Raw genomic sequence first — 22,802 nt, 5'->3', positions numbered from 1 at the left:
CTACCGTCCCACTGTGTATGGCAACTGATGAATCACTGGTAGAGGTCGCGGACGCAGACGAACTCCGCGAGGAAGGCCGACTGATATCTCGTGCTGGCAATCAGGCACTCGCACTATTCTACCACGAGGGCGAGGTTCGCGCCGTGGACAACCGGTGTCCGCACATGGGCTTTCCACTCGCAGAAGGCACCGTGGACGACGGCATCCTGACCTGTCACTGGCACCACGCGCGCTTCGAACTCTCGTGTGGCGACACGTTCGACCCGTGGGCCGACGACGTGCAGACGTTCCCGACCGAAGTGCGGGACGGCAAAGTGTACGTGGACCCCTACCCGGAACCGGACCTGCCGCCGGTCGAACACTGGACCGACCGCCTCGAAACCGGTCTCGAAGAGAGTCTGCGACTCGTCGTCGCCAAGTCGGCCATCGGCTTGGTGAACGAGGGTGTCCCGTACACCGACCCGCTTCGGCAGGGACTCGAATTCGGTGCGAAGTACCGCGAGGACGGGTGGAGTTCCGGGCTGACCATCCTCTCGGCGATGGCGAACCTGCACGGCGAACTCGACGCCGAAGACCAGAAGCGAGCCCTCTACACCGGCCTCCGGCACGTCGCCCAAGACTGTCAGGGCGAACCGCCGAAGTTCGACCAGCCGTCGTTCTCGGCGTCTGACCTCTCCGCCGAACGGCTGGAAGAGTGGTTCCGCGAGACCATCGAGGTGCGCGACGACGACGGTGCCGAGCGGTGCCTGCAGACCGCCATCGCCACGCTCGAACCGGAACAGGTAGCGGACATGCTCTACGCCGCGGCGACCGACCACCTCTACATGGACGCGGGCCACACTTTTGATTTCATCAATAAGGCCTGCGAGTCGCTGGACCACGTCGGGTGGGAGTACGCGGACGAGATTCTGCCGAGCGTGATTCCGCGACTCACACAGGCGACGCGCTCCGAAGAACTCTCTTCGTGGCGGCAACCCGACGACGTGGCGGAACACACCTTCGACGCCTACGACGAACTGCCGAAACTCGTGGCAGACGGCCAAACTGAAGACTGGAACGCTCCGGACGGGTTCACTGACACCTTGCTCTCTGACGACCCCGAGGAAGTCGTCACCGCGATGAAGGCCGCCGTCCAGAACGGCGCGACGGCCGAGCAGTTAGCATCCGAAGTCGCCCACGCCGCTGGGGTCCGGGTCGCGCAGTTCGGCACCTCCAACGAGTTCAACGACTGGAACACAGTTCACCACACCTACACCTACGCGAACGCGGTCCAGCAAGCCGCTCGCCGGACGAATTCGATGGCGGGCTACAGGGGCGCGTTCGCTGGCGCGATGAGCGTCTACCTCGACCGGTTCCTCAACACGCCGCCCGCGCCGATTCCAGACGGAACGGAAGTCGAAGCGCCCGACGACATCCGGGAAGCCCTGCTCGACACCTTCGACGAGGAGGGCGAAGTCAACACTGCGGGGCGATTCGTCGCGGCCTATTTGGCCGAAGACGGCGACCCTGCAGAACTGAAAGCCGCGCTCGGCGCGGGACTTCTCCGCGAGGATGCTGGTTTCCACACGCTCCAGAACGTCGAGGCGGCCTTCGAGCAGTTCGACGGCGAATCCGCCCCCGAGAAAGCCCGCGTCCACATGGTCGCCACCGCTCGGTACATGGCGGCACACTTCCCGACGCGACGCTCTGCCGAGCAGACCTACACCATCGCAGCGCGACTGAACCGCGGCGAGCAGATTCACGAATCGGAGTGAAAACAAACTAACTTGCTCTTCTGAAAACTTGGTTGGAAAACTTTATCCCGGTCGGGACGAACAGCACGAGGTACGCCGGACATCCGAGGAGAACGTCTCACGCAGTCGCGTAGTGGCGATGCTGTGATTTCGAGAGGACGGCCACCGAGCGCGACTCGCCGAGTGGCGACGCTGTCGTTCGCGCACCCGCTGCGTGTCTCCTCGCTCCGGCAGGCAAATCATGAGTCACGGAACGACGACTACCACCGAGACGATACGCGAACTGTTCGAGCGAGCGAGACCGGACGACGAAGACACGTTCACAGACGAACGACTGTCGGACCTCATCGCGGAGACCGAGCGCAATCTGTACGCGGACGCGTCCCGCGAGGAGCGCTACGAGGCGGCCATCAACGCGACGACGGCCCGGGCCGAGCAGGTCCCGGAGTTCAAGTCGGTCGCCGCCGCGCTCTTTCTGGAGCGATACGACCGCGAACTGGTGGGCGAGGTGCCCGACGACCGGGGAGTGGCCTATCGTGAGACGTTCGCCGAGAACGTCGAACGCGGCGTCGAAGAAGCAATTCTGGACGAGCGCATGCTGGCCTACGACCTCGATTCACTCGCTCAGGAAATCGTCCCCGAACGAGACGAACTGTTCGACTACATGGCGCTCGACACGCTCTACCAGCGGTACTTCCTGAAAACCCCTGACGGCGAACGCCTCGAACTGCCCCAAGCGTTCTGGATGCGCGTGGCGATGGGACTCGCGCTTCAGGAACCAGTCGGAGACAGGGAGGAACGAGCAGTGGAGTTCTACGAGGTCATGTCTACCCTCCGATTCGTTCCGTCGAGTCCGACGCTGTTCCACGCGGGGACGACCCACGCGCAGTTGAGTTCCTGTTACCTGACCACGATTCCGGACGACTTGGAGGGCATCTTCGACGGCTACAAGGGCCACGCGAAGCTCTCGAAGTGGAGCGGGGGCCTCGGCAACGACTGGACGAACGTCCGCGCCTCGGGGTCGCTCATCGAATCGACGGGCGTCGAATCGACCGGCGTCGTCCCCTTCCTCAAGATATCCAACGACGTGACTGCGGCCATCAACCGCTCCGGCAAACGACGCGGCGCGGCCTGCGCCTACCTCGAATGCTGGCACCTCGACTACCCGGAGTTCATCGACCTGCGCCGGAACACGGGTGACGAACGCCGACGCACCCACGACATGAACACCGCTGCGTGGATTCCGGACCTGTTCATGGAGCGCGTCCGAGCAGACGGCGAGTGGACGCTGTTCTCCCCTGACGAGGTACCGGAACTGCACGAGACGTACGGTGCGGAGTTCACAGAAATTTACGAAGAGTACGAACGGAAAGCTCGCGACGGCGAACTCCGGCAGTACGAAGTCGTGGACGCGAGCGACCTCTGGCGCGAGACGCTGACGCGCCTGTTCGAGACGGGTCATCCGTGGATTACGTTCAAGGACCCCTGCAACGTGCGCTCGCCGCAGGACCACGTCGGGACGGTTCACTCCTCGAACCTCTGCACGGAGATTACGCTGAACACGAGTGAGGACGAACACGCCGTCTGCAACCTCGGGTCGGTGAACCTCGCCAGACACACCCTCGCTGATGGGCTGAATCGCACGAAACTCCGCGACACCGTCGAAACCGGCATGCGCATGCTCGACAACGTGGTGGACCTGAACTTCTACCCGACGGAGGAAGCCGAGCGGTCGAACCTGCGACATCGCCCTATCGGCATGGGAGTCATGGGTTTCCACGAGTCGCTGTTCGAACAGCGCGTGCCCTTCGACTCCGAGGAGGCAGTCGAGTTCGCCGACGAGGCCCAAGAGTTCGTCGCCTACCACACGATTCGGTCGTCTGCGGAGTTGGCCGGTGAGCGCGGCGCGTACCCCTCCTTCGAGGGGTCGAAGTGGGACCGAGACGTCTTCCCGCAGGACACGCTCGACCTGTTGGAGCAAGAGCGCGGCCACGAGATTCCACTCCCCCGCGAAGAGCGACTCGACTGGGAGTCGGTGCGCGAACTCGTCGCTTCGGAGGGGATGCGAAACTCGAACGTAATGGCTATCGCGCCGACGGCCACGATTTCCACTATCGCAGGGACGACGCCCTCCATCGAACCCAGTTACTCGAACCTCTATGTCAAGTCGAACATGAGCGGGGAGTTCACGGTGATAAACGACCACCTCGTCGCGGACCTCCGCGAGGAGGGACTGTGGGACGAGGAGATACTTGACCGCATCAAGTTCCACGACGGGTCGATTCAGGAAATCGAGGCGATTCCCGAAGCGATACGGGAGTTGTACCGGAGTGCCTTCGAAATCGACCCGCGCCACCAACTCCGATTGACTGCTCGGAGAGGCAAGTGGATAGACCAGTCAGTCTCGCACAACGTCTTCTTCCCCTCCACGGACGGGTCGCTGTTGGACGACGTGTACCAGACTGCGTGGGAACTCGGCCTGAAGACGACGTATTATCTCCGAACGCTGGGTGCCTCCCAAATCGAGAAGTCCACCGTGGACATGAGCGAGTACGGGAAGACCCAGACGCGCGGACAGTCGGGAGCTGACGGAGACGGCGACGACGAGGAGAGTAGTTCAGCAGACGACCTGCCGAGCGTCGAAGACCCGACTTGCGAGGCTTGTCAATAATGATTCTGGAAGACGACGCGACCGACCCGAACAAGATACTGCCGGTAGAGTACGACTGGGCGCGCGAGTACTACCGCGCTGGCGTCAACAACAACTGGGTGCCCGAGGAGATTCCGATGGGCGAGGACGTGGCTCAGTGGAACGGCGACGCGCTGACCGACGCCGAACGCCAGTTGGTCGAGTGGAACTTGGGATTCTTCTCGACTGCCGAGTCGCTGACCGCGAACAACCTCGTCCTCGCAATCTACGAGTACGTCACCAACCCCGAGTGTCGTCAGTACCTCCTTCGGCAGGCATACGAAGAGGCGATTCACACGGACACGTTCATCTACTGCTGTGACTCGCTGGGCTTCGAACCGGAGTACCTCTACGGGATGTACGACCGCATCCCCGCGATAGCGGAGAAAGACGCCTTCGTCGTGGACCTCACCCAGAGCATTCTGGACGACGAGTTCACGCTCGACACCGACCGCGACGTTCGGTCGCTCCTCCGGGACCTCGTCGGCTTCTACGTCGTCATGGAGGGCATCTTCTTCTACGCGGGGTTCGCCATGATGCTTGGCCTGAAACGCCGAAACAAGATGGTCGGCATCGGCCAGCAGTTCGAGTACATCATGCGCGACGAGTCGGTTCACCTCGCGTTCGGCGTGGACCTCGTCCGGACGATTCGGCAGGAACACCCCACCGTCTGGACCGACGACTTCGGCGCTGAAATCGCCGCGCTGGTCGAAGACGCGGTCGAACTCGAACAGCAGTACGCCCGCGAGGCCTGTCCCGACGAGATTCTGGGCATGGGTCCCGAACAGTTCGCGGAGTACGTCGAGTACGTCGCCGACCGGCGACTCGGGCAACTCGACTTGCCGGAGACCTACGGCACTGACAACCCCTTCCCGTGGATGTCGGAGGCGACCGACCTCAACAAGGAGACGAACTTCTTCGAGAAGCAGGTCACCGAGTACCAGTCGGGCGGGTCGTTAGACTGGTAGCCACGAAATCCGTTCACGCCGTCATCTGGGGAAGCCAGAACAGCATTCCGAACACCAACGCGAGCAGCACCAACAGGACGAGCATGCTGCGGAACGCCGAACTGTCGATGAAATCCGAGGACCCAATCCAGCGGTTCGAGTAGCTCCCTGTGGTGTCTCACTCGTGGTCTTCGGGGGCACTCATGCCAGATATTTGAATGCCATCACGCAAAAATATTCGACTAGCTGAATATTTCCTTTTCCGACTACTCTCGCTGCGCTGCTATCACGGCGTCGCGTCTATCTGCTTGCGGACGAGCGAGAGGACGACAGCTACGCCACCGAGGAAGACGGCAACCGAGGCCAACGTCGGCGGGTTCTGCCACACGATGGTTCGCCAGTGGTTGACGGCGAAGTACTGCTCTTGATACTGCACCGTCTCACTGACGCAGGCGTCGCTGTTGACTCCCTCGCCCTGATTCTGGCGCATCTGGTCGAAGACTTGCTGTTGCTCGCTGTTCAGTTGCGAGTACTCAACGGCGTACCCGCCGGGATTCTCGCTTTCCGTACCCGTAATCTTACAGTGTTGGTCGTGTTCGACGGTCGCGACGAACCCGAGGACGCTAGCGAATACGAGGAGGAATCCCGCGACGAGGCGGAGGAAGGACCAATTGTCTGCCATACGTTCGTTGTCCGACTCTCGTGGTATAAGTTTTGTAGGCGTTCACTTCGTCGCTAACTCCTCTCGGCGTTCTGCGCGTTCTTCGAGCGCGCGCTCCCGCTGGCGCTTCTGCTCTGCGGTCGGACAGCGCAGTTCTGGCACGTTCGCCGAATTTTCGTCGTCGTCCAGCGCGACGAAGGTGAAGAACGAACTCGCCGTCTCGCGGCACTCGCCGGTACTCGGTCGTTCTGCGGACACGTCTACTTTCACGTCCATGCTCGTCGCCCCAGTTTCGAAGACGTAGGCCTCCGTGACGACGATTTCGCCGAGGTCGATTGCCGCCAGAAAATCTACGTGGTCCATCGACGCCGTGACGACCTGTCGGCGTGAGAACCGTCGGGCGGAGATGGCCCCGCAGATGTCCATCCAGTGGAGGACCGACCCGCCGAGCGCGCGGCCGAGGTTGTTCGTGTCGTCGGGCATCAGAATCTCGCTCATCTCGGTCTTCGAGTCCGCGAGCGTCGCTTTTCGGGTCGTCAACTCGTTAGACATACTCGAACGTGCGGGAGCGTCGCGAATAAAACTACTAGATTTGTACTAACCCAAATGAATTTTAAAAACGTTCGTGGTCACTCGCGTTTCGAGAGAACGCCTAGTCCGTCCAAGCGGTCCGCGCTCGTCCACGATAGCTCCCGGCCGAGCAGGAGGTCGAACGCGCTCTTGACCATCACGAGGTCGAGGAATGGCTTGTAGGCGAGGACGAACAGCGGCGCGTACGCGACCAGCGAGTAGTCTTCGTCCTCCATCTGCACCCCGAGAATCGTGATGGCGGCCTGCAACAGCAGGAAGACGCAAGCGACTGCCAGCGCGCTCGCTCCGACTCCTGCGATTACTGCGACGACCAGCAGACCCATCGTCAGTAGTCCTGCCAGCGGGACGAACAGCATCGTGAGCAACCAGAGCGGGAACGCGAACCGGTACAGTGCGCCGAACCGCGGGTTCGTGAACGCGTCACGGTGCTTCCACAGCGTCATCAGGTTTCCGCGGTACCACCTGAGTCGCTGGCGATAGAGGTCCCGCCACGTACCCGGCGCTTCGGTGTGAGCGCAGGCGGCAGTGGTCGCCCGGACGGTGCCGCCGACTTTCAGCGTCTTCACCGTCGCGTCGAAGTCCTCGGTCAGCGTGTCCGGGTCGTAGAACCCCGTGCCTTCGAGGACTTCGCGCCGGTAGGCTCCCAACACGCCTGGAACGACTGGCACGGCTCCGAACAGGTCGAACGCTCCCCGGACCACGTTGATGCTGACGAGATAATCGATGGTCTGGCAGGTGGTAACGACGTTGGTCTGATTGGCGACTTTGACGTTGCCCGCCACCGCGTTCGCTTCGGGGTCGTCCTGGAGGACGCCGACCAGTCGGCGTATCGCCTCGGGTTCGACCAAGGCGTCGGCGTCCACCGTGACGATTACCTCGCCGGAGGCGTACAGCAGGCCGTAGTTCAGCGCGGCGTGTTTGCCGCCGTTGGGCCGACGAACGACGGTGACGCCACGGTCGGCGTACTCGCTCGCCTCCGCGTACGTTTCGTCGCTGCTTCCGTCGTCCACGACGACGACTTCCAGTAGACTCTCGGGGTAGTCGCTCGCGAGTAGGTGTTCGACGCAGTCGCCGACGTAGCCCGCTTCGTCGTAGGCGGGCACGAGGACGCTGACAGCAGACAGTGGCTGGTTGGGTTCACAGTTCGGTTCGCCCCGTCGCGCGTGATACCACGCCAGCGGCACGACGAGCAGGTACCAGAAGCAGACGAACGTCAGCGCGACCAGCAGGACGACCCGCGTCGCCGAGAACGAGCGTCGAAACGCGAGCGCGCCGCCGAACAGGAGCGGTACGCAGACGAGAAACGCAATCAGCAACGGTGCGGGTCGGGGGAACGCACGGGCGTTCGCCGCTTGGTGTTCCGTCGCGCGCCAGTTGGCGACCACGAGCAGACCGCCGACTGTGCCGCCGGTCAGCAAGCAGACTACTAGCAGTTCGAGCGGGACCACCGTCGCAAGGACGGCGAAGCCACCGGCGAGGAATGCGACTGCAAGCAGCGAGACGAGGTGTCGTCGAGCGCCGACACTCATTCGTCGTCGCTCTCCGTCGGTTCCAGTTCGTCTGCGTCGGCCGCCTCTCCTCTCAGGCCGTTAGCACGCAGGTCACGGACCCACCAACTGCTCTCGCTCGCCACGAGCGGTCGCGGGAACGCCCCGTGCCCCTGCTCGCGGTACAGCCACCCATCGCTCGTCTTCAGGAGGCGACCGCTCCGATACGCCTGCGCGAACTCCCCGAGCGTCGTGAACTTCACGCCGTCGTGCGCCTTCACGAACTGGACGAACGACCGAAGCTGTTCGACCTTCCGCTCGTCCGAAAACGTCGGGTAGTGGAGCATCTGGACGTACAACTCTCCGTCGTCGTAGGCCGACTCGAACGACGCGTGAAGCGCGGCAGGGTCTCGGAGTCGGTTCGTCGTCCAGTTGGCCACGAAGGGTTCGCTGCTCGGGACGTGGACCACGCCGTCGGCGACGAACGGTTCTCCTTCGCCGTAGTACGTCCGGTCGAACCACCGGTTCGCGGAGACGACGGTGTAACCCGATTCCCGAAGTGCCCGCGTCGTGTTGTGGTCGTGGGTGTTGAACTGCGGGACGAACGTCTTCGTCGGCCCGACGCAGTCGGTCAGTGTCCTGTGGCCCTCGGCGACCATCTCTCTCTGTCGGTCGGCGGGGAGACCACCGAACTCGCTACGGCCGTAGAACGCCGTCTTCGCGCCGTGGTCGTAGCCGTGGAGTGCCCACTCGATGTTCGAGTTCTCGGCCTGCATCGCTCGCAGACGCGAGCAGAAGTCGCCGGACGCTGTGACCGGTTTGCCGTCGATTGTCGGGATGACGGCGTGCGTGACGGGAACGTCTTCCGCGGCGAACACGCCGTTCACCGCGTCGAGTGCGTCCGCTCGATACCACGGCTGAACGTCGTCAGTCCGGAAGATGACGATAGAGCGGTACTCCAGGGTGGCGGGTCCAGCGGTAGTGCTCGCGGACACAGTCGCAGTCGCGGCCGTCGAGAGGAGCAATACCGCGAACGTGGCCGCGAGGAACCGCTGGCTCCCGGTCGTCTCTCCGGTCACTCCGACCCTCGTTCGAGGAGCGGCGTCTGGGACACCTGTTCGTAGAGCGCAGTCGCTGACCCGTGTCTTAGACCGTTCTCTCCCGTGCGCTTCGTCCCGCTCTCGCAGGCGAGACAGACAGGCTGTCTGTCGTTCGGCCCGAATCGGGACGAACACGTAGCGCAGTCGTAGACGACGCCGATTCGGGCGAAATCGACGCCGAACGACCCGAGATTCGTCCGACACTTCGGGCAGACGTACCCTGCATCTGCTTCGAACGCGGACCGGGGCTGGACGCACCCGCAGTCGAAGTGTTCGAGCACGTCGCGGCGCTCGACGGCAGTCGAGTCGCAACTCGGACAGACGTCGCAGGTTCCGACGCGGGCCGAACGACAGTCAGGACATCGCATCTCGCTCGGTTCGAACGGCGACAGCGCCGACTGGTCTCCGACCATTGTCCCGCCATATTGTAGCAATTCCCTGTCGCTACCGGCGCCTCTCTCCGCGCCTCCCGGTTGCGACAGCAGTCGAGCGAGTGTCCTTCGGAGATTCATCGCTGGTCCCCGTCTCCCGTCGCCCGACTCCATCTAGATGCTCGGTCTGTCGCCTTCGTCGTCGTTCTCGTGGGTATTCTACTGGTTTGCATTTCTCGGTCTCTCGGTCCGTCTGTCGTTCTCTCGCGTCTCGTTCGTGTGGCGTCGAAGAATGTGGCCGCCACAGTCGTCTGTCGATGCTTCGAGTAGTCGGAGAGACCACGCTGTCCACCATTGTTACTCGCGACCTGTAACGAATTCAGACACACCCAGACGCGGCCGAACTGTCGTTTTACGGACGGCAGGTACTCCCTGACTCGCCATCGGCTTCGCAGGCGTCGGTCACGTGGCGAAGTACTGCCAGTTCGAACGGTGAGCGTGCGCCGCCAGCGGCAGTCGGTGTTCGAGATGGAGAACTAGATTTGGTAACTAAGGTTCGGGGGGTTAGAGAGGACACTTCGAAAATTTTCTCCCTCGGAATTCTTTGCTCTGTAAGTGAGAAGTCGCTTCAATGAGGAACCCTTAGTACCTAACAAGTAACCATCATGGCGCGAAAGACACACCTCGCAATCGGAGGTATGAGTTGCGCCAACTGCTCGGGCACCGTCGAAGACGCGCTCGGGGAGTTGGACGGCGTCCGAGAGGCGAACGTCAACTTCGCCACGGACGAGGGGTCGGTCGAGTACGACCCCGAAGACGTCTCGCTGGGCGACATCTACGCCGCTGTCGAGGACGCTGGCTACGACCCCGTTAGCGATGAGACGACCGTCGCTATCACCGACATGTCCTGTTCGAACTGCGCGGAAGCCAACGAAGACGCCCTGCTCGCCGTGCCGGGCGTCGTCTCCGCGGAGGTCAACTACGCCACCGACGAGGCGAGCGTTCGGTACAACCCCGAGGACGTGAGACTGGCCGACCTTTACGACGCCATCGAAGACGCTGGCTACTCGCCGGTTCGCGAAGACGAGCGTAGCAGTGGCGAGGACGGACAGGGAGAAGGGACCAGCGGCGAATCGACCACAGACCGCAGGGAAGCCGCTCGCCAAGCCGAGATTCGAAAACAGCGGAATCTCGTGCTGCTCGGTGCTGTCCTCTCCGCGCCGCTCGTGTTCTTCATGTTCGAACACTTCCTGTTCGACGGCCTGCTCGGTGACTCCATCGTCGGCGTCCCGCTCGGTTGGGTGATGTTCGCGCTGGCGACGCCAGTTCAGTACTTGCTCGGCAAGGAGTTCTACGAGAACTCCTACACCGCGCTGGTGAAGAACCGCACCGCGAACATGGACGTGCTCATCGCGCTCGGATCCTCGACGGCGTACCTCTACAGCATCGCCGTGCTGTTCGGCTTGTCAGGAGGGCTCTACTTCGAGACGGCCGCGCTCATCCTCGTGTTCATCACGCTGGGCAACTACCTCGAAGCGCGCTCGAAGGGCCAAGCCAGCGAGGCACTCCGAAAACTCCTCGAAATGGAGGCCGACACGGCGACCATCGAGGAGGACGGCGAAGAGAAAGAAATCCCACTCGAAGAAGTCGAAGTCGGCGACCTGATGGTCGTCCGACCGGGCGAGAAGGTTCCCACGGACGGCATCGTCCGCGAGGGCGAGAGCGCCGTAGACGAGTCGATGGTCACGGGCGAGTCCGTCCCCGTCGAGAAGTCGCCCGGTGACGAAGTCGTCGGCGCGACAGTCAACGAGAACGGCGTCCTCAAAGTCGAGGCCACGAAGGTCGGTGAGGAGACGGCCCTCCAACAAATCGTCCAGATGGTCAAGGAGGCCCAGAGCCGCCAGCCAGAGATTCAGCAGGTCGCCGACCGCATCAGTGCCTACTTCGTCCCGGCCGTCATCGCTAACGCCCTGCTCTGGGGGATTCTATGGTTCGTCTTCCCCGAAGTACTCACCGGCTTCGTGAACTCGCTCCCCGTCTGGGGACTGGTCGCTGGCGGCCCGCAGGTCGCGGGCGGCACCATCACGACCTTCGAGTTCGCAATCGTCGTCTTCGCTTCGGCGGTCCTCATCGCCTGCCCCTGCGCGCTCGGACTGGCGACCCCGGCGGCGACGATGGTCGGCACCTCCATCGGCGCACAGAACGGCGTCCTGTTCAAGGGCGGCGACGTACTCGAACGCGTCAAAGACGTTGACACGGTCGTCTTCGACAAGACGGGGACGCTCACCGAGGGCGAGATGGAACTGACCGACGTGGTGGCGTTCGGGGACCCGTCGTCGCATCGCGCCGACGGGGGTACCACCATTACCCAAGAAATCGACGAAGCGTTCGTCCTCTCTGCGGCCGCCAGCGCGGAGAAAGGGAGCGAACACCCGCTCGCGCAGGCAATCGTCGCGGGCGCTGAGAGCCGAGACCTCACCGTCGAAGACCCCGAATCGTTCGAGAACGTGCCCGGTCACGGCATCCGCGCGACGACGAGTCACGGCGAGGTGCTGGTCGGCAACCGGAAACTGCTCGAAGACGACGGAATCGACACCGCGCGCGCCGAGGAGACGATGGAGCGACTCGAATCGGAGGGGAAGACGGCGATGCTAATCGCCGTCGATGACCAGTTGGTCGGCGTCGTCGCCGACGCCGACACGGTCAAAGAGAGCGCGAAGGATGCGGTCGCGGAACTGCAAGAGACTGGCCGGGACGTGATGATGATTACCGGCGACAACGAGCGCACCGCGCGCGCCGTCGCCGAACAAGTCGGCATCGACACGGGGAACGTCCGCGCGGAAGTCCTCCCCGAAGACAAGGCCGACGCTGTCGAGTCGATTCAGTCCGAAGGGCGACAGGCCATGATGGTCGGCGACGGTGTCAACGACGCGCCCGCACTCGCCGCGGCCTACGTCGGCGCGGCCATCGGAAGCGGGACCGACGTGGCCATCGAGGCCGCCGACGTGACGCTGATGCGCGACGACCCGGCCGACGTGCTGAAGGCGATTCGCGTCTCGGAGGGGACGCTCTCGAAGATAAAGCAGAACCTCTTCTGGGCGCTCGGCTACAACACGGCGATGATTCCGCTGGCAAGTCTGGGTCTGCTTCAGCCTGTGCTTGCGGCCGCGGCGATGGCGTTCTCCAGCGTGAGCGTGTTAGCGAACAGTCTGCTCTTCCGAAAGTACACGCCGGACCACGACTACGAATTGCTCGGCTTCCTGCGCTGAGTCGAGTCTGTACTCGTCGTCTCCCTCTCGACTGCTGCCTCCCTCTGTTTCCAGCACGGGCGTTTCTCACTCGATAGGAGCGGGTTCTGTTCAATTTCGCTGGAGTAACGAACGTTATCGCTCGTCCGACGGTTCGTATCTGCGCGTACCGGGATACGACTATCCGGAGGCTTCAAGCCAGCCTCAGTCGCATTGTGGGCGGTCACAATGAGTTCCTCGAAACGAACGGTAGTGTGTGTAGTTCTTGTCTCGCTGTTAGTACTGGGTGGCACTACGCTGGCGACGGCGTCGGTGGCGACGACTCCACGGGCGGTCAGCGAGGACCCCGCTCTCGGAGTTCCAACTTCGAACTCAGTCGCGATACAGCAACTGACTAACGAGAGCGAACCGAACGACGACGCCCAATCTGCGAACCCGATCACCGGAGCGACCGAGATTCGGGGAACGATTCCCGTCGCGGGCGACATCGACTTCTACAGCATCAACGCGAGCAGCGACGACAACCTCCTCATCAACGTCTCGCGGTTCGGCCAAGAGTTCGGCCTGTTCGGCATCGCCGTCGCCGACAGCGAGGGGAACTTCGTCGCCAGTGCGCTATTGGAAGAATCGAGTAACGAGAATCTGACAGTGCCTCTCGAAGAAGCAGGCCAGTACTACGTCATCGTCGCTTCGGCGTCCCAGTTCAGATGCCCGGAGTGTTCCGCCCCGTCCGCGGACGGCACCGGCGAGTACTCACTCGCAATCGAGACGTTCCCACGATTGGTCAGCGATGGCAACGGACCGACCGAAGGCGTCGAGCGCGAACCCAACGAAGAGGTGGACTTTGCGAACCCGATTCAGTCCGGGCAGGCGTTCGCCGCCAACATTTCGAACGAGACGGACACAGACTGGTTCACTATCAACGCGACGAAGGGCCAGACGCTCCGCGTCGATATCGCGAGAGCAGGTGGCACTGGAACGTTCGCAGTTCTCGTCGGTAGTCCAGGCGGGCGAGCGCTCGCGGGAACGCTCGTCAACGCCAGCGAGCGGAAGACGCTGGTCGTTCCGTCGGAACTCGTCAACTCGACTGGAACTTACAGCGTGGTCGTCCTTCCGTTGCCAGATAACCCGGGAAGCGGGAGATACTCCTTCGTCGTGAGTACCGGCCAACCCGTCACAGATACACTGCTGACAGGCAGTTCGAGCCACGAAAACGCGAATGTAGTGACGAACGCGAGTCGCAACGAGTGACTCGGCGACACCCCCGAGCGAGGCTGGTGGGCTTATTTCGTACCCGGGTTACTCTGCGGTCGCCGACTCGCTCACGCTCGTCGTCCCCACGTCCGCAATCGGCGGTCGCCACACTTGCAACGCCGTTCCGCCAACCGCTAGCACGACGCCCATTCCAGCGACGGCGAGTATCGGGGTGAACGCGTCGGCGGCAACGCCGCTCCCAAGCGCGAACGGGATGCGTGCCAGCGCGTACACCATCGAGACCGCACTGAGGACCGTCGCGCGACCGACCGATTCGACGTGGTCGTTGAGATACTGTCCAGCAATGGGTCTGACGACCGACCGTGCGCCGCGCATGACGAAGAACATCGGGAAGGCGGCGACGGCGACGAACGCCGGAGCGACGAACGCGACGGCGGTCACTAGCGGGACGACGAGGAGCGCACCGCGAACGCCCAACGCGGCTTCGAGGTTGCTCGCCCGGTCGCTGGCGATAGCCGAGACGACGGTGAACGAGGCGTAGAGGACGCCGAGCGAGGCGGCTTCCGGAACACCGTAGGCCGCGAGCAGGTCCCCGGCGCTCGATTTCAGTGCTTCGACGGCGATGGGTTGGATGTACGCGCCAGCAGTCATCAGGACGCCGAAGAACAGCGCCATGTAGACGACGAACGAGCGAAGCGGCGGTTCGGTCAGCTTCTGGCGGATGATGGGCAACGCGTCGATAATCGTCAGTCGGTCGGTTCCGGACGCATCGGCTTCGTTTTCTCCGCCTCTCTCTTGCTCGTGGCCCTCCGTCTTCTCGCCGTCTCTGGTCTCCTCGGCGTCCCCCATCACCTCGTTGTCTCCGGTCTCCTCCTCGTCGCTCGTCGCGTACTGAGCGTTCTTCGGGAACGCGGCGACCACGAAGAAACTCACGACGTTCATCGCCAGCGCGGCGTAGAACGGGTAGACCGGTTCGAGGACGTACAGTAGACTGCCAGCTATCATCGTCCCGGCCATCACCCAACTGCCGACTGCGCCGCCGCGGCCCCGAACGTAGGTGTAACTGTCTTCGTCGAGGCGTTCTTCGAGGATGTCGTAGAGCCACGCGTCAGCACTACCGGAGATGAACGTGTTGGCTACCGAGAGGACGCCGAACGCGACAGTAAAGCCGAGGGCGTCGGTCGCGAGAATCATGCCCGCCGTCGAAAGGGTAAACAGCACTTGCGCGACCAGCAGACTGTTTCGACGACCGATACGGTCGCCGACGTAGCCGGTCGGAATCTCACCCACGACGACGATGGCTGCTTGCACTGTCCCGATGTAGCCGATGGTCGCGTAGCCGACGCCTTCAAACGAGAGGACGTACAGCGCGTATATCGGCCAGATGAACCCGGGGTTGGCGACTGCTCGGAAGAGGTAGTACTTCAGGACGACGCCGACGTTCCACTCTCGCTCTTTCGACATTGACATCACGCTGATGAGCGGCTTGGAGGGCCGAATCCCAGCGATAGTGTGGTGGTCGGGACGCTCCTAAAGTGTTCGCAGAACGCTATTTATGTAGAAAATATGATTTTTCTCCTTCGGTTGGTTCTCGACTTGTCTCGGACGACTAGGCGCAGGCAGACTGGCTTTCGAACCGAACGAGTTTTCTGAAAGGTCGTCTACAACTCTCTCGACAGAATCCACGCAACCTTTGCACCGTCTACCGAACCGACCACTATGACAGACGGTGATGCCCGACTCACGGCGGAGGAGGCGTTCTCGGTCGTGTCGGACGAGAGTCGGATAGAAATCCTCCGTGGCCTCGCGGCGGTCGAGCGCGACCGAAGCGACCTGACGCCTGTGTCGTTCTCTACGCTGTTCGACAGACTCGATATCGACGACAGCGGACTCTTCAACTACCACCTCAACCAACTGACCGGCCGGTTCGTCCAGAAGACCGAGGAGGGCTATCGACTCCGGTACGCTGGTCGAAAAGTCGTCCGGGCTATCGTCGAGGGCGTCTTCACCGAACAGGTCGAACTGACGCCGTTCGAGGCAAGAGACCCCTGTCCGGTCTGTGGAGGCCCCATCGAAATCAGCTACGACGACCGCGAGCGAATCGCTATAACCTGCACGGACTGTGACGAGACCGGTTTGTTCGTCCCGTTTCCACCGAACGGACTGGCGAATCGGTCTCCGGCAGAGATAGAACAGGCCGTGAACCATCACATCCGTTCTGAGTTCGCACTCGTCAGGAACGGGGTTTGTTCGGCCTGTCGGGGAGAGATGGACGCCGAACTCACCGCTGAATCGCCGGGTCATTGGACGTATCAGGGTCACGAAATGTTGGCGCACTATCGATGTCGAAGTTGCGAGAACCAGTTCTGGACGACGCTCGGCGTCGTGCTCCTCGAACTATCGTCGGTCAACTCGTTCTTCTACGACCGGGGAATCGACCTCCGCAACCGACCGTTCTGGTCGTTCGACTTCGTCGTCAATCACGACCGGATGACCGTCGAATCCCGCGACCCGTGGCGGATTCGGGTCAGTATCGATTGTGACGACGACGAATTACGACTCCTCTTAGACGAGACCATCGACGTACTCGAGGTCGAATCACGACGCACGCTCGGTCCGGAGCAAGCAGGCCCTCCCTGAATCAACGAAAAGTTGACAGTCCAGCCGACGATTGTCACCCTCGTGTCGCTCGTTCCGCCCCACACGCCCGGCACGCCGATTCACTCGATGGTCGCCGTCGCGTTCGTCGTGGTCGCTCTCTGGTGGAGCATCCGCCAACTCTCCCAGCGAATACGGTAACTCCACGTCACGACGACCCGAGAACGTCCCGCACTCGGTTGCCGTGCCGTTCGATGTCGTCGGGAACCTCGTCGAACCACTCCACGTCGATAATCTCCTCGTCGTGTTCGCCGGGGTCCTCCGCGAACCTGGTCCTGTCAGCTACCGTCTGAAAGACGACGAACCACCCGCCGAACGACCGCGATGAGTCCTCTCCGTGGACGAACGTCTGGGATTCGACTAGAAGCGCCTCCTCGATTTCGACCGGGAGACCCGTCTCTTCTCGAACTTCGCGCCGGACGGCCGCCCGGAGCGAGTCGTCGCTCGCTTCGACGCCACCGCCTGGCAGGACCCACTGGTCGTCGCTCCACCAGTTTCTGACGAGCGCGACGCGCTCGCGGTCAGGTGAGCAGACAATTGCTCCCGCTCCGATCCACCCGTCTTCGGGGTTTTCGGGCCAGTTCTCGGCCTCGATTTCTATCGTCGCCGTGCGAAACGACACGTCGGGAGCGTCCCGGAGTGAGTGGACCGCGTCGAGGTGGTGGTCGGTGTCGAGGCGGTCGGCCATGGGCGATAGTCGTCAGGACAACGGAAAGTTCCTCTGAGTTCGACTGTCAGAACAGCCCCACGATGAATCCGAGGCCCATCAGAATCAGCACGACGGCCGAGAACAACGGCAAGTAGTCGGTGTATCGCTCGACGCGCTCTTCATAGTGTTCGTAGCCCGCGATGAGCAGGAGCGTCAGCGCGACGATGCCCGCGATGACCGTCAGCGCGTAGACGGTCATCAACGACAGGCAGTACTCGGACCCCGCGCACATGGCGATGATTTCGAACTCTTCCTCGTGGGCGAACCCGAGGACGAACGCGAAGCCAGCGATGCCCCACAAACCGCGTTCGCTCGCGTCCTCTGCGGACCCGTGGCTGTGCCCGCCGACGAACGGGAGCGCGAGTTTGAGTTTAGCGAGGACGCCGGAGTCGTCGTCTGCGTGGTCGTGGCTATGAGAATGGTCGTGAGAGTGTCTGTGACCGTGTTCGTCGTGCCCGTGCGAGTGGTCGTCGTCGTGACCATGCGGGTGGTCGTGGCTCTCGTGTTCGTGAGCGTCGTGGTCGTGCGAGCCTGCGTAGTCTGGCGTCGCGCCGATGTGGTACCTTTGTCCGTCGCTCTCGTCGTGGCTGTGGTCGTGGTCGCCACCGTGACCGTGCGAATGGTCGTGGCCGTCGCCGCCGTGGTCGTGGCTGTGTCCGTGGAAGTACTCACGAATGCCGAGTCCGACGAGGAGGACTCCGGCGAAGAGACTGACCGGCCCGCCCAAGAAAATCGTGGTCGAAAAGATATCGATCGGAATCGGCTCGTTGACCTGCGTCAGTTCGAAGTACTGCTTCGCGAGGAAGAAGACGACGACCATCGCGATGCTACTTACGAGGTGGCCAAGTCCGAGGATGAAACTCGCGGCGAAGCCGTAGAGCCACTTGTTCGTCTGGTCCAGCGCGTAACTCGCCGCGACCGGCCACCCGTGTCCCGGTTCGACACCGTGCACGATGCCCAACAGGATGGCCCCGGCGAACAGTCCAACTGCGTCGCTCGATATCATCTACTCCTCGATTCGCAGACGGCACGTAAACTGGTTGTTATTACCGGAACACGAAACCCGTAATAACTTGAGTCTCGGCGCTCCTACTGCCGAACATGCGAACGAGTCTGAACGTTCCGGACGAGGTACTCGCGGAGTTCGACGCGACGTGGCAGGCCGAAGGGCTGGACTCGCGCTCGCGCGCGGTGCGAGAGGCGATGGCCGAGTACGTCGAGTCGCACGCGCAACTCGAATCCGCCGACGGCAACGTCGTCGCGGTGCTGGCCTACGACTACGAACACGACGCCGTCATCCACGACCTCCATCACGTCCAGCACGACTTCGAGGAGGTCATCACCGCCACGAATCACGTCCACCGCGGCGAGTGGTGTCTCGAAACTGCCTTCTGCAACGGCCCGGCCGAACAGGTCCGGGAACTCGTCTACCGACTCCGAGACTTCGACGCGGTGGCGCGCGTGAAAGTGATGGTGTTGCAGAGCGACTGATTCCCTTCCGGCGACCCCTGCGCACACACCAATCTTTTTGTATATCTCGTCGCAGGTTTCATACATACTCCCCGGCACGGCCGTCCGAGAACGGCCGTGCCACTCGCCCATCATGCCCGACAAACCATCGTCGCTCGTGCCCTCCGGAGAGCAGTCCCGCGACCGCCTCCGCGCGCTGCTCGCGGTCTGCTGCGTCGTCGCCGTGTTACTCGCCGCGACCGTCATCCCGGCCGTCTCGACGGGCGGACTCGGCAACTCGCCTCTCGGGTCGCTCGTGCCTCAGCCTGCGGTAGACCCGTTCGCCCAACCCGGCGCGTCCGGTCCCGGCGGGGGAGGCGCGGGCGGCCAACTCGGCGCGCTGAACCCCGGTTCGCAGACCGGCGTCGGCGGGTCGCTCGCCAGCGAGGACGGCACCTCCGCGTTCCAGTCCCAGAACGCAGAGACGCACTTCGTCGTCCAGAGTTCCGTCTCTTCGTACTGGCGCACCGGTTCGTACGACCAGTACACCGGCGGTGGCTGGAAACAGACCGGCGAACGCGAGCAGTACGACGGCCCGATTGAGGGCGGCGGCATTCAGGGCAAAGAAGTTCGCTACCAAGTAAAGCTCAACCGCTCTGCGACGACGCTGCCGACCGTCTGGCGGCCGAACTCCGTCTCACGAACCGAGTCGCTCTTCGTCACCGACGGCCGAGCGTTCTCGACCGACCAACCGGTGTCGCCCGGCACGACCTACACCGGCGTCAGCCACCTCCCGGCGAGGGACCCGAACGTGCTGCGAACCGCTGGCAGAGACTACCCCGACAGACTACAGCGGCGCTACACCGGCCTGCCAGACGACACGAACCGTCGCGTCGGGCAGTTCACGGCCAACCTCACGAAGAACGCCGACACACCGTACGCGAAGGCGAAGAAGATTGAGTCGTGGCTCGAAGCGAACAAGAACTACTCGCTGAACGTCAGCCAACCGCCGGACTCCGACGTTGCCTCGCAGTTCATCTTCGAGATGGAGGAGGGCTACTGCGAGTACTACGCCACGTCGATGACGGTGATGCTCCGCTCGCAGGGGATTCCGGCCCGCTACGTGGTCGGCTACTCGACGGGCCAGCAGGTCGGCGACAACACCTACCGCGTACGGGGCATGAACGCCCACGCGTGGGTCGAGGTCTACTTCCCAGACGTCGGTTGGGTCCGATTCGACCCGACGCCCGGTCAGGAGCGCCTCGAATCCGAACGACAAGCCTACGAACGACAGCGCGACTCTGGCACCTACTCGCCCACCGAATCGGGGAGTCCGGGCGAGACGTTCTCTGCGAACGGGAGTGAGCCTTCGGACCCCTCGGAGTCGGGAACGACGCAGTCTGACCCCGCGGACACGCCCGGTGAAACGACGACGGGCGGCCCGACGACCAGCGCCCCGACGACCGGCGAGGACTCGACGCAGGAGACGGAGCGTCCGACGACGACGCCTCCGGATTCGAGTCCGCCAACGACGACCACGCCGTCGGACTCGGATTCGCCGCCGACGCAGGGGAGTCCCCAGTACGACGTGTCGCTGAATCGGACGCCGGTCCCCGGCGCACAGGTCGAAGTCACGGTCACCTTCGGCGGGAGTCCGGTGCCGAACAAAGTCGTGCGGTTCAACGGCGACCCCGTCGGCGAGACGAACTCGAACGGCCGCGTGACCGCGACGGTGCCGTACGCTCAGAACCTCACGATTTCCGTCGCGGGAACGACCGAGACTGCCTCGCGTTCGATTCCAGTAGCGACCCGAACTGCCCCCATTGGCGGTCTCCCGCGACTCTCCGCCGACGCGGTCGCCTCGGCACCGCCTCCTCGGAGCGTCTTCGTGCAGAGCCAAAACGACTCTAGCAACGGCACGCGCTCCTACTCGCTCGACACGAACGCCTCGGTCGCAGTCTCGGGCGACGTCGTGACCAACTCCACCGTCGTCGTCACGGCGACGGTTCGCGGCGTTCCAGTGCGGAACGCCGCGGTCCGACTCGACGGCGAAGTCGTGGGCCGAACCGACAAGCGTGGCCGCGCCCGAGTGACGCTCCCAGAAACGCCCGGCAACGTGACGCTGAACGTCACGCGTGAGTCGGTCGCTGGCGAGAAGACGCTCGAACTGCCCGCGCTGAACGTCACCGCGAAACCGAGCCTTCCGCTCGCGCTTCCGTGGACGAAGGTGGCGGTCAACGCCACCTACGGCGGCCAGAGCGCCAGCGGCGTCCCAGTCCAAATTGGTGGTGAGCGGGTCGGCACGACGGACGTGAACGGAACGCTCTCGGCCGACTTACCGTTCCGTAACGCGGCGACCATCTCGGTGGCCGCAGACGGCCAGACGCGACAGACGACCGTCTCCGGACTCCTGCTCAACTTCTTCGGCGTCCTCGTCGCAGTACTTGCACTTCTCGGCGCGCTCCTCGGACTAGCGGCCCGCCGCGGGGTGACGCCTCGCTCCGTGGGCAACCGCTTGCTCGGCGTCGCTCGCGCGCTCCCCGGTCTCGCAGTCGGGTTCCTGTTCGGTGCGGTCGCCGTGGCCGAGCGCGCGCTCGAACGCGCACGGGCCGGTGCCCGGACTGTCTTCGAAGCACTCCGTGACCTCTGGAACGGCGACGTGACCGTCGGCGAACTCCTCGTTCGCCTGCGAGCGTGGGCCGAGTCGCGGTTCGCGTTCCTCCGAGAACGAGCGACTGCGGCGGCCGATGCAACGATTTCGGGCCGGTCGGGGGCGGCCGCGACTGACGCGGCCGATTCGGACGAACCGCCCGAGTCCTACCGGACGATTCGGGCCGCGTGGGGGCGCTTCCTCGCCGCTACGTCGGTTCGGAACCCCGCGAGGATGACGCCCGGCGAACTCGCCACCCACGCCGTCGAGCGAGACGACCTTCCGGCGGATGCGGTGGGCACGCTTCGGGACGTGTTCCGCGACGTTGAGTACGGCGCGCGAGACCCGGACGAACGACTCCAGTTCGTCGAGTCGGCGATTACGGCCATCGAGTCGTCCGCTCGGCCGGACGAGGAGTCCGTGAGTTCCCAGACGCCCGCGAACGACGGAGGTGCGGACTGATGCAGACTAAAGTCGCGGTGTTCGGGACCGCTGGCGTCGTCCTGACACTGCTCGCAATCGTGTCGTCGGTCGTTCCAGGCGCGGGAACGCTACTCGACCCGCTCGGAGCTATGCTCGCCGGTGAAGACCCGACGCGACTGCTCCTCTTGCTCGGTGCCCTCACCGGCGGCTACGCAGTCTGGACCGCGTGGCGGCGCGGCAGTTCGCCGGACGACGAGGACCCGGCGACCGCTCGCTACGAGGCCGCGGCCGACGAACCGCCGGAAGCGGTCGGCGTCACCGACCACGAGACGCCCGGCGACGGGTTCGACAGGCAGGTCGAAGCCGCGCTCGCAGGCGATTCGCGGGCACTACAACCGGTCCAGCAGCGACTAGCCGACACCGCGACGCGGGCACTCACCCGCTCGCAGAACTGCTCGAAGGAGACTGCGCGCCGGGCAGTCGAAACCGGCGAGTGGACCGACGACGAACTCGCGGCGGCGTTCGTGGCCGGAGACGACGGTCCCGACTACTCGCTGTGGACCCGATTGAGGGGGTGGCTCGACCCCGAAACCGAGCGGCGACGGCGCGTCGAGCGGACAGTGTCCGCCGTCCAAAAAACTGCTCGGGGTGACCGCGCGTGACTCACGTCGGCCGCTGGAACGGCGCGTTCGCGGCGGCGCTGTTACTCGTCGCGCTCGGCCTGCTCTACGCCGAGCCGCGGCTACTGGTGGCGGCACTGCTCCCGCTGGCCTACGTGGTCGTCGGCGCACTCGCACGACTGCCGGACGCTTCTGTCTCCGTCGAACGAACGTTCGAACCGAACGACCCCGCACCGAGCGACGGCGTGACG

17 protein-coding genes are annotated in these 22,802 nt (G+C 63.5%); 9 read left to right on the top strand and 8 right to left on the bottom strand.

Translation table 11 applies throughout. From position 1 onward, the window contains the following. Window positions 1-17 precede the first annotated feature (17 nt). The 3 genes from F7R90_RS18160 (at window position 18) to F7R90_RS18150 (ending at window position 5,390) form a co-directional block, all read left to right on the top strand. A complete protein-coding gene (locus tag F7R90_RS18160; RefSeq protein WP_158058992.1) occupies window positions 18-1,754 on the top strand; it encodes a Rieske (2Fe-2S) protein in 1,737 nt (578 codons plus the stop codon). A 220-nt stretch (window positions 1,755-1,974) separates the two neighbouring features. Then, the gene (locus F7R90_RS18155; protein ID WP_158058991.1) at window positions 1,975-4,404 is read left to right on the top strand and encodes a ribonucleoside-diphosphate reductase subunit alpha; all 2,430 of its coding nucleotides are present in this window, start codon (window positions 1,975-1,977) and stop codon (window positions 4,402-4,404) included. After that, the gene (locus F7R90_RS18150) at window positions 4,404-5,390 is read left to right on the top strand and encodes a ribonucleotide-diphosphate reductase subunit beta (RefSeq protein WP_394352029.1); all 987 of its coding nucleotides are present in this window, start codon (window positions 4,404-4,406) and stop codon (window positions 5,388-5,390) included. The genes F7R90_RS18155 and F7R90_RS18150 overlap by 1 nt, the downstream gene beginning before the upstream one ends. A 265-nt stretch (window positions 5,391-5,655) precedes the next feature. Here the strand turns inward: F7R90_RS18150 and F7R90_RS18145 are convergent, their stop codons facing one another. The 5 genes from F7R90_RS18145 to F7R90_RS22360 form a co-directional block, all read right to left on the bottom strand. After that, on the bottom strand, window positions 5,656-6,051 hold the full coding sequence (locus F7R90_RS18145; protein ID WP_158058990.1) for a hypothetical protein: 396 nt from the start codon (window positions 6,049-6,051) through the stop codon (window positions 5,656-5,658). Window positions 6,052-6,093: 42 nt separating this feature from the next. Further along, on the bottom strand, window positions 6,094-6,582 hold the full coding sequence (locus F7R90_RS18140) for an acyl-CoA thioesterase (protein ID WP_225741350.1): 489 nt from the start codon (window positions 6,580-6,582) through the stop codon (window positions 6,094-6,096). Between the two features lie 77 nt (window positions 6,583-6,659). Beyond that, a complete protein-coding gene (locus tag F7R90_RS18135; RefSeq protein WP_158058989.1) occupies window positions 6,660-8,150 on the bottom strand; it encodes a glycosyltransferase in 1,491 nt (496 codons plus the stop codon). Then, window positions 8,147-9,187: a DUF2334 domain-containing protein gene (locus F7R90_RS18130; RefSeq protein WP_192498490.1), complete on the bottom strand. Its 1,041-nt coding sequence runs from the start codon at window positions 9,185-9,187 to the stop codon at window positions 8,147-8,149. The genes F7R90_RS18135 and F7R90_RS18130 overlap by 4 nt, the downstream gene beginning before the upstream one ends. Continuing rightward, window positions 9,184-9,621, bottom strand: a complete 438-nt coding sequence (locus tag F7R90_RS22360; protein ID WP_192498489.1) for a TackOD1 domain-containing metal-binding protein — start codon at window positions 9,619-9,621, stop codon at window positions 9,184-9,186. The genes F7R90_RS18130 and F7R90_RS22360 overlap by 4 nt, the downstream gene beginning before the upstream one ends. 620 nt (window positions 9,622-10,241) lie before the next feature. Here F7R90_RS22360 and F7R90_RS18125 point away from each other — a divergent pair. Then, a complete protein-coding gene (locus F7R90_RS18125) occupies window positions 10,242-12,848 on the top strand; it encodes a heavy metal translocating P-type ATPase (RefSeq protein WP_192498502.1) in 2,607 nt (868 codons plus the stop codon). A gap of 207 nt (window positions 12,849-13,055) precedes the next feature. Continuing rightward, the gene (locus F7R90_RS18120; protein WP_158058986.1) at window positions 13,056-14,078 is read left to right on the top strand and encodes a hypothetical protein; all 1,023 of its coding nucleotides are present in this window, start codon (window positions 13,056-13,058) and stop codon (window positions 14,076-14,078) included. Window positions 14,079-14,126: 48 nt separating this feature from the next. Here the strand turns inward: F7R90_RS18120 and F7R90_RS18115 are convergent, their stop codons facing one another. After that, a complete protein-coding gene (locus tag F7R90_RS18115) occupies window positions 14,127-15,506 on the bottom strand; it encodes an MFS transporter (protein ID WP_158058985.1) in 1,380 nt (459 codons plus the stop codon). Window positions 15,507-15,761: 255 nt separating this feature from the next. Between F7R90_RS18115 and F7R90_RS18110 the strand changes: the two genes are divergently transcribed. After that, complete coding sequence (locus F7R90_RS18110; protein WP_158058984.1) at window positions 15,762-16,682, top strand: DUF7351 domain-containing protein; 921 nt, start codon at window positions 15,762-15,764, stop codon at window positions 16,680-16,682. Window positions 16,683-16,848: 166 nt separating this feature from the next. Here F7R90_RS18110 and F7R90_RS18105 read toward each other — a convergent pair whose 3' ends face one another. Next, window positions 16,849-17,388: an NUDIX hydrolase gene (locus tag F7R90_RS18105; protein ID WP_158058983.1), complete on the bottom strand. Its 540-nt coding sequence runs from the start codon at window positions 17,386-17,388 to the stop codon at window positions 16,849-16,851. 46 nt (window positions 17,389-17,434) lie between these two features. After that, window positions 17,435-18,415 carry a hypothetical protein gene (locus F7R90_RS18100; RefSeq protein ID WP_158058982.1) on the bottom strand — a complete coding sequence of 327 codons (981 nt, stop codon included), beginning with the start codon at window positions 18,413-18,415 and terminating at the stop codon, window positions 17,435-17,437. 95 nt (window positions 18,416-18,510) lie between these two features. Between F7R90_RS18100 and F7R90_RS18095 the strand changes: the two genes are divergently transcribed. The 3 genes from F7R90_RS18095 (at window position 18,511) to F7R90_RS18085 (ending at window position 22,593) form a co-directional block, all read left to right on the top strand. After that, a complete protein-coding gene (locus F7R90_RS18095; protein WP_158058981.1) occupies window positions 18,511-18,900 on the top strand; it encodes a CopG family ribbon-helix-helix protein in 390 nt (129 codons plus the stop codon). Between the two features lie 112 nt (window positions 18,901-19,012). Continuing rightward, the gene (locus F7R90_RS18090; RefSeq protein ID WP_158058980.1) at window positions 19,013-21,970 is read left to right on the top strand and encodes a transglutaminaseTgpA domain-containing protein; all 2,958 of its coding nucleotides are present in this window, start codon (window positions 19,013-19,015) and stop codon (window positions 21,968-21,970) included. Beyond that, window positions 21,970-22,593 (top strand): DUF7269 family protein, encoded by a 624-nt coding sequence (locus F7R90_RS18085; RefSeq protein WP_158058979.1) that lies wholly within the window; start codon window positions 21,970-21,972, stop codon window positions 22,591-22,593. The genes F7R90_RS18090 and F7R90_RS18085 overlap by 1 nt, the downstream gene beginning before the upstream one ends. The last annotated feature ends 209 nt before the right edge of the window (window positions 22,594-22,802 follow it).

The sequence above is a fragment of the Halorussus halophilus genome, assembly GCF_008831545.1.
Taxonomy (GTDB): Archaea; Halobacteriota; Halobacteria; order Halobacteriales; family Haladaptataceae; genus Halorussus; species Halorussus halophilus.
This window is presented reverse-complemented; position numbering and strand designations above follow the sequence as displayed.

What these genes read in the sequence shown, in the direction of transcription:
- F7R90_RS18160 (WP_158058992.1), top strand. Translation starts at nt 18, where the DNA reads ATGGCAACTGATGAATCACTGGTAGAGGTCGCGGACGCAGACGAACTC.
- F7R90_RS18090 (WP_158058980.1), top strand. Translation starts at nt 19,013, where the DNA reads ATGCCCGACAAACCATCGTCGCTCGTGCCCTCCGGAGAGCAGTCCCGC.
- F7R90_RS18100 (WP_158058982.1), bottom strand. Translation starts at nt 18,415, where the DNA reads ATGATATCGAGCGACGCAGTTGGACTGTTCGCCGGGGCCATCCTGTTG.
- F7R90_RS18085 (WP_158058979.1), top strand. Translation starts at nt 21,970, where the DNA reads ATGCAGACTAAAGTCGCGGTGTTCGGGACCGCTGGCGTCGTCCTGACA.
- F7R90_RS18095 (WP_158058981.1), top strand. Translation starts at nt 18,511, where the DNA reads ATGCGAACGAGTCTGAACGTTCCGGACGAGGTACTCGCGGAGTTCGAC.
- F7R90_RS18115 (WP_158058985.1), bottom strand. Translation starts at nt 15,506, where the DNA reads ATGTCGAAAGAGCGAGAGTGGAACGTCGGCGTCGTCCTGAAGTACTAC.
- F7R90_RS18105 (WP_158058983.1), bottom strand. Translation starts at nt 17,388, where the DNA reads ATGGCCGACCGCCTCGACACCGACCACCACCTCGACGCGGTCCACTCA.
- F7R90_RS18145 (WP_158058990.1), bottom strand. Translation starts at nt 6,051, where the DNA reads ATGGCAGACAATTGGTCCTTCCTCCGCCTCGTCGCGGGATTCCTCCTC.
- F7R90_RS22360 (WP_192498489.1), bottom strand. Translation starts at nt 9,621, where the DNA reads ATGGTCGGAGACCAGTCGGCGCTGTCGCCGTTCGAACCGAGCGAGATG.
- F7R90_RS18150 (WP_394352029.1), top strand. Translation starts at nt 4,404, where the DNA reads ATGATTCTGGAAGACGACGCGACCGACCCGAACAAGATACTGCCGGTA.
- F7R90_RS18120 (WP_158058986.1), top strand. Translation starts at nt 13,056, where the DNA reads ATGAGTTCCTCGAAACGAACGGTAGTGTGTGTAGTTCTTGTCTCGCTG.
- F7R90_RS18140 (WP_225741350.1), bottom strand. Translation starts at nt 6,582, where the DNA reads ATGTCTAACGAGTTGACGACCCGAAAAGCGACGCTCGCGGACTCGAAG.
- F7R90_RS18110 (WP_158058984.1), top strand. Translation starts at nt 15,762, where the DNA reads ATGACAGACGGTGATGCCCGACTCACGGCGGAGGAGGCGTTCTCGGTC.
- F7R90_RS18135 (WP_158058989.1), bottom strand. Translation starts at nt 8,150, where the DNA reads ATGAGTGTCGGCGCTCGACGACACCTCGTCTCGCTGCTTGCAGTCGCA.
- F7R90_RS18155 (WP_158058991.1), top strand. Translation starts at nt 1,975, where the DNA reads ATGAGTCACGGAACGACGACTACCACCGAGACGATACGCGAACTGTTC.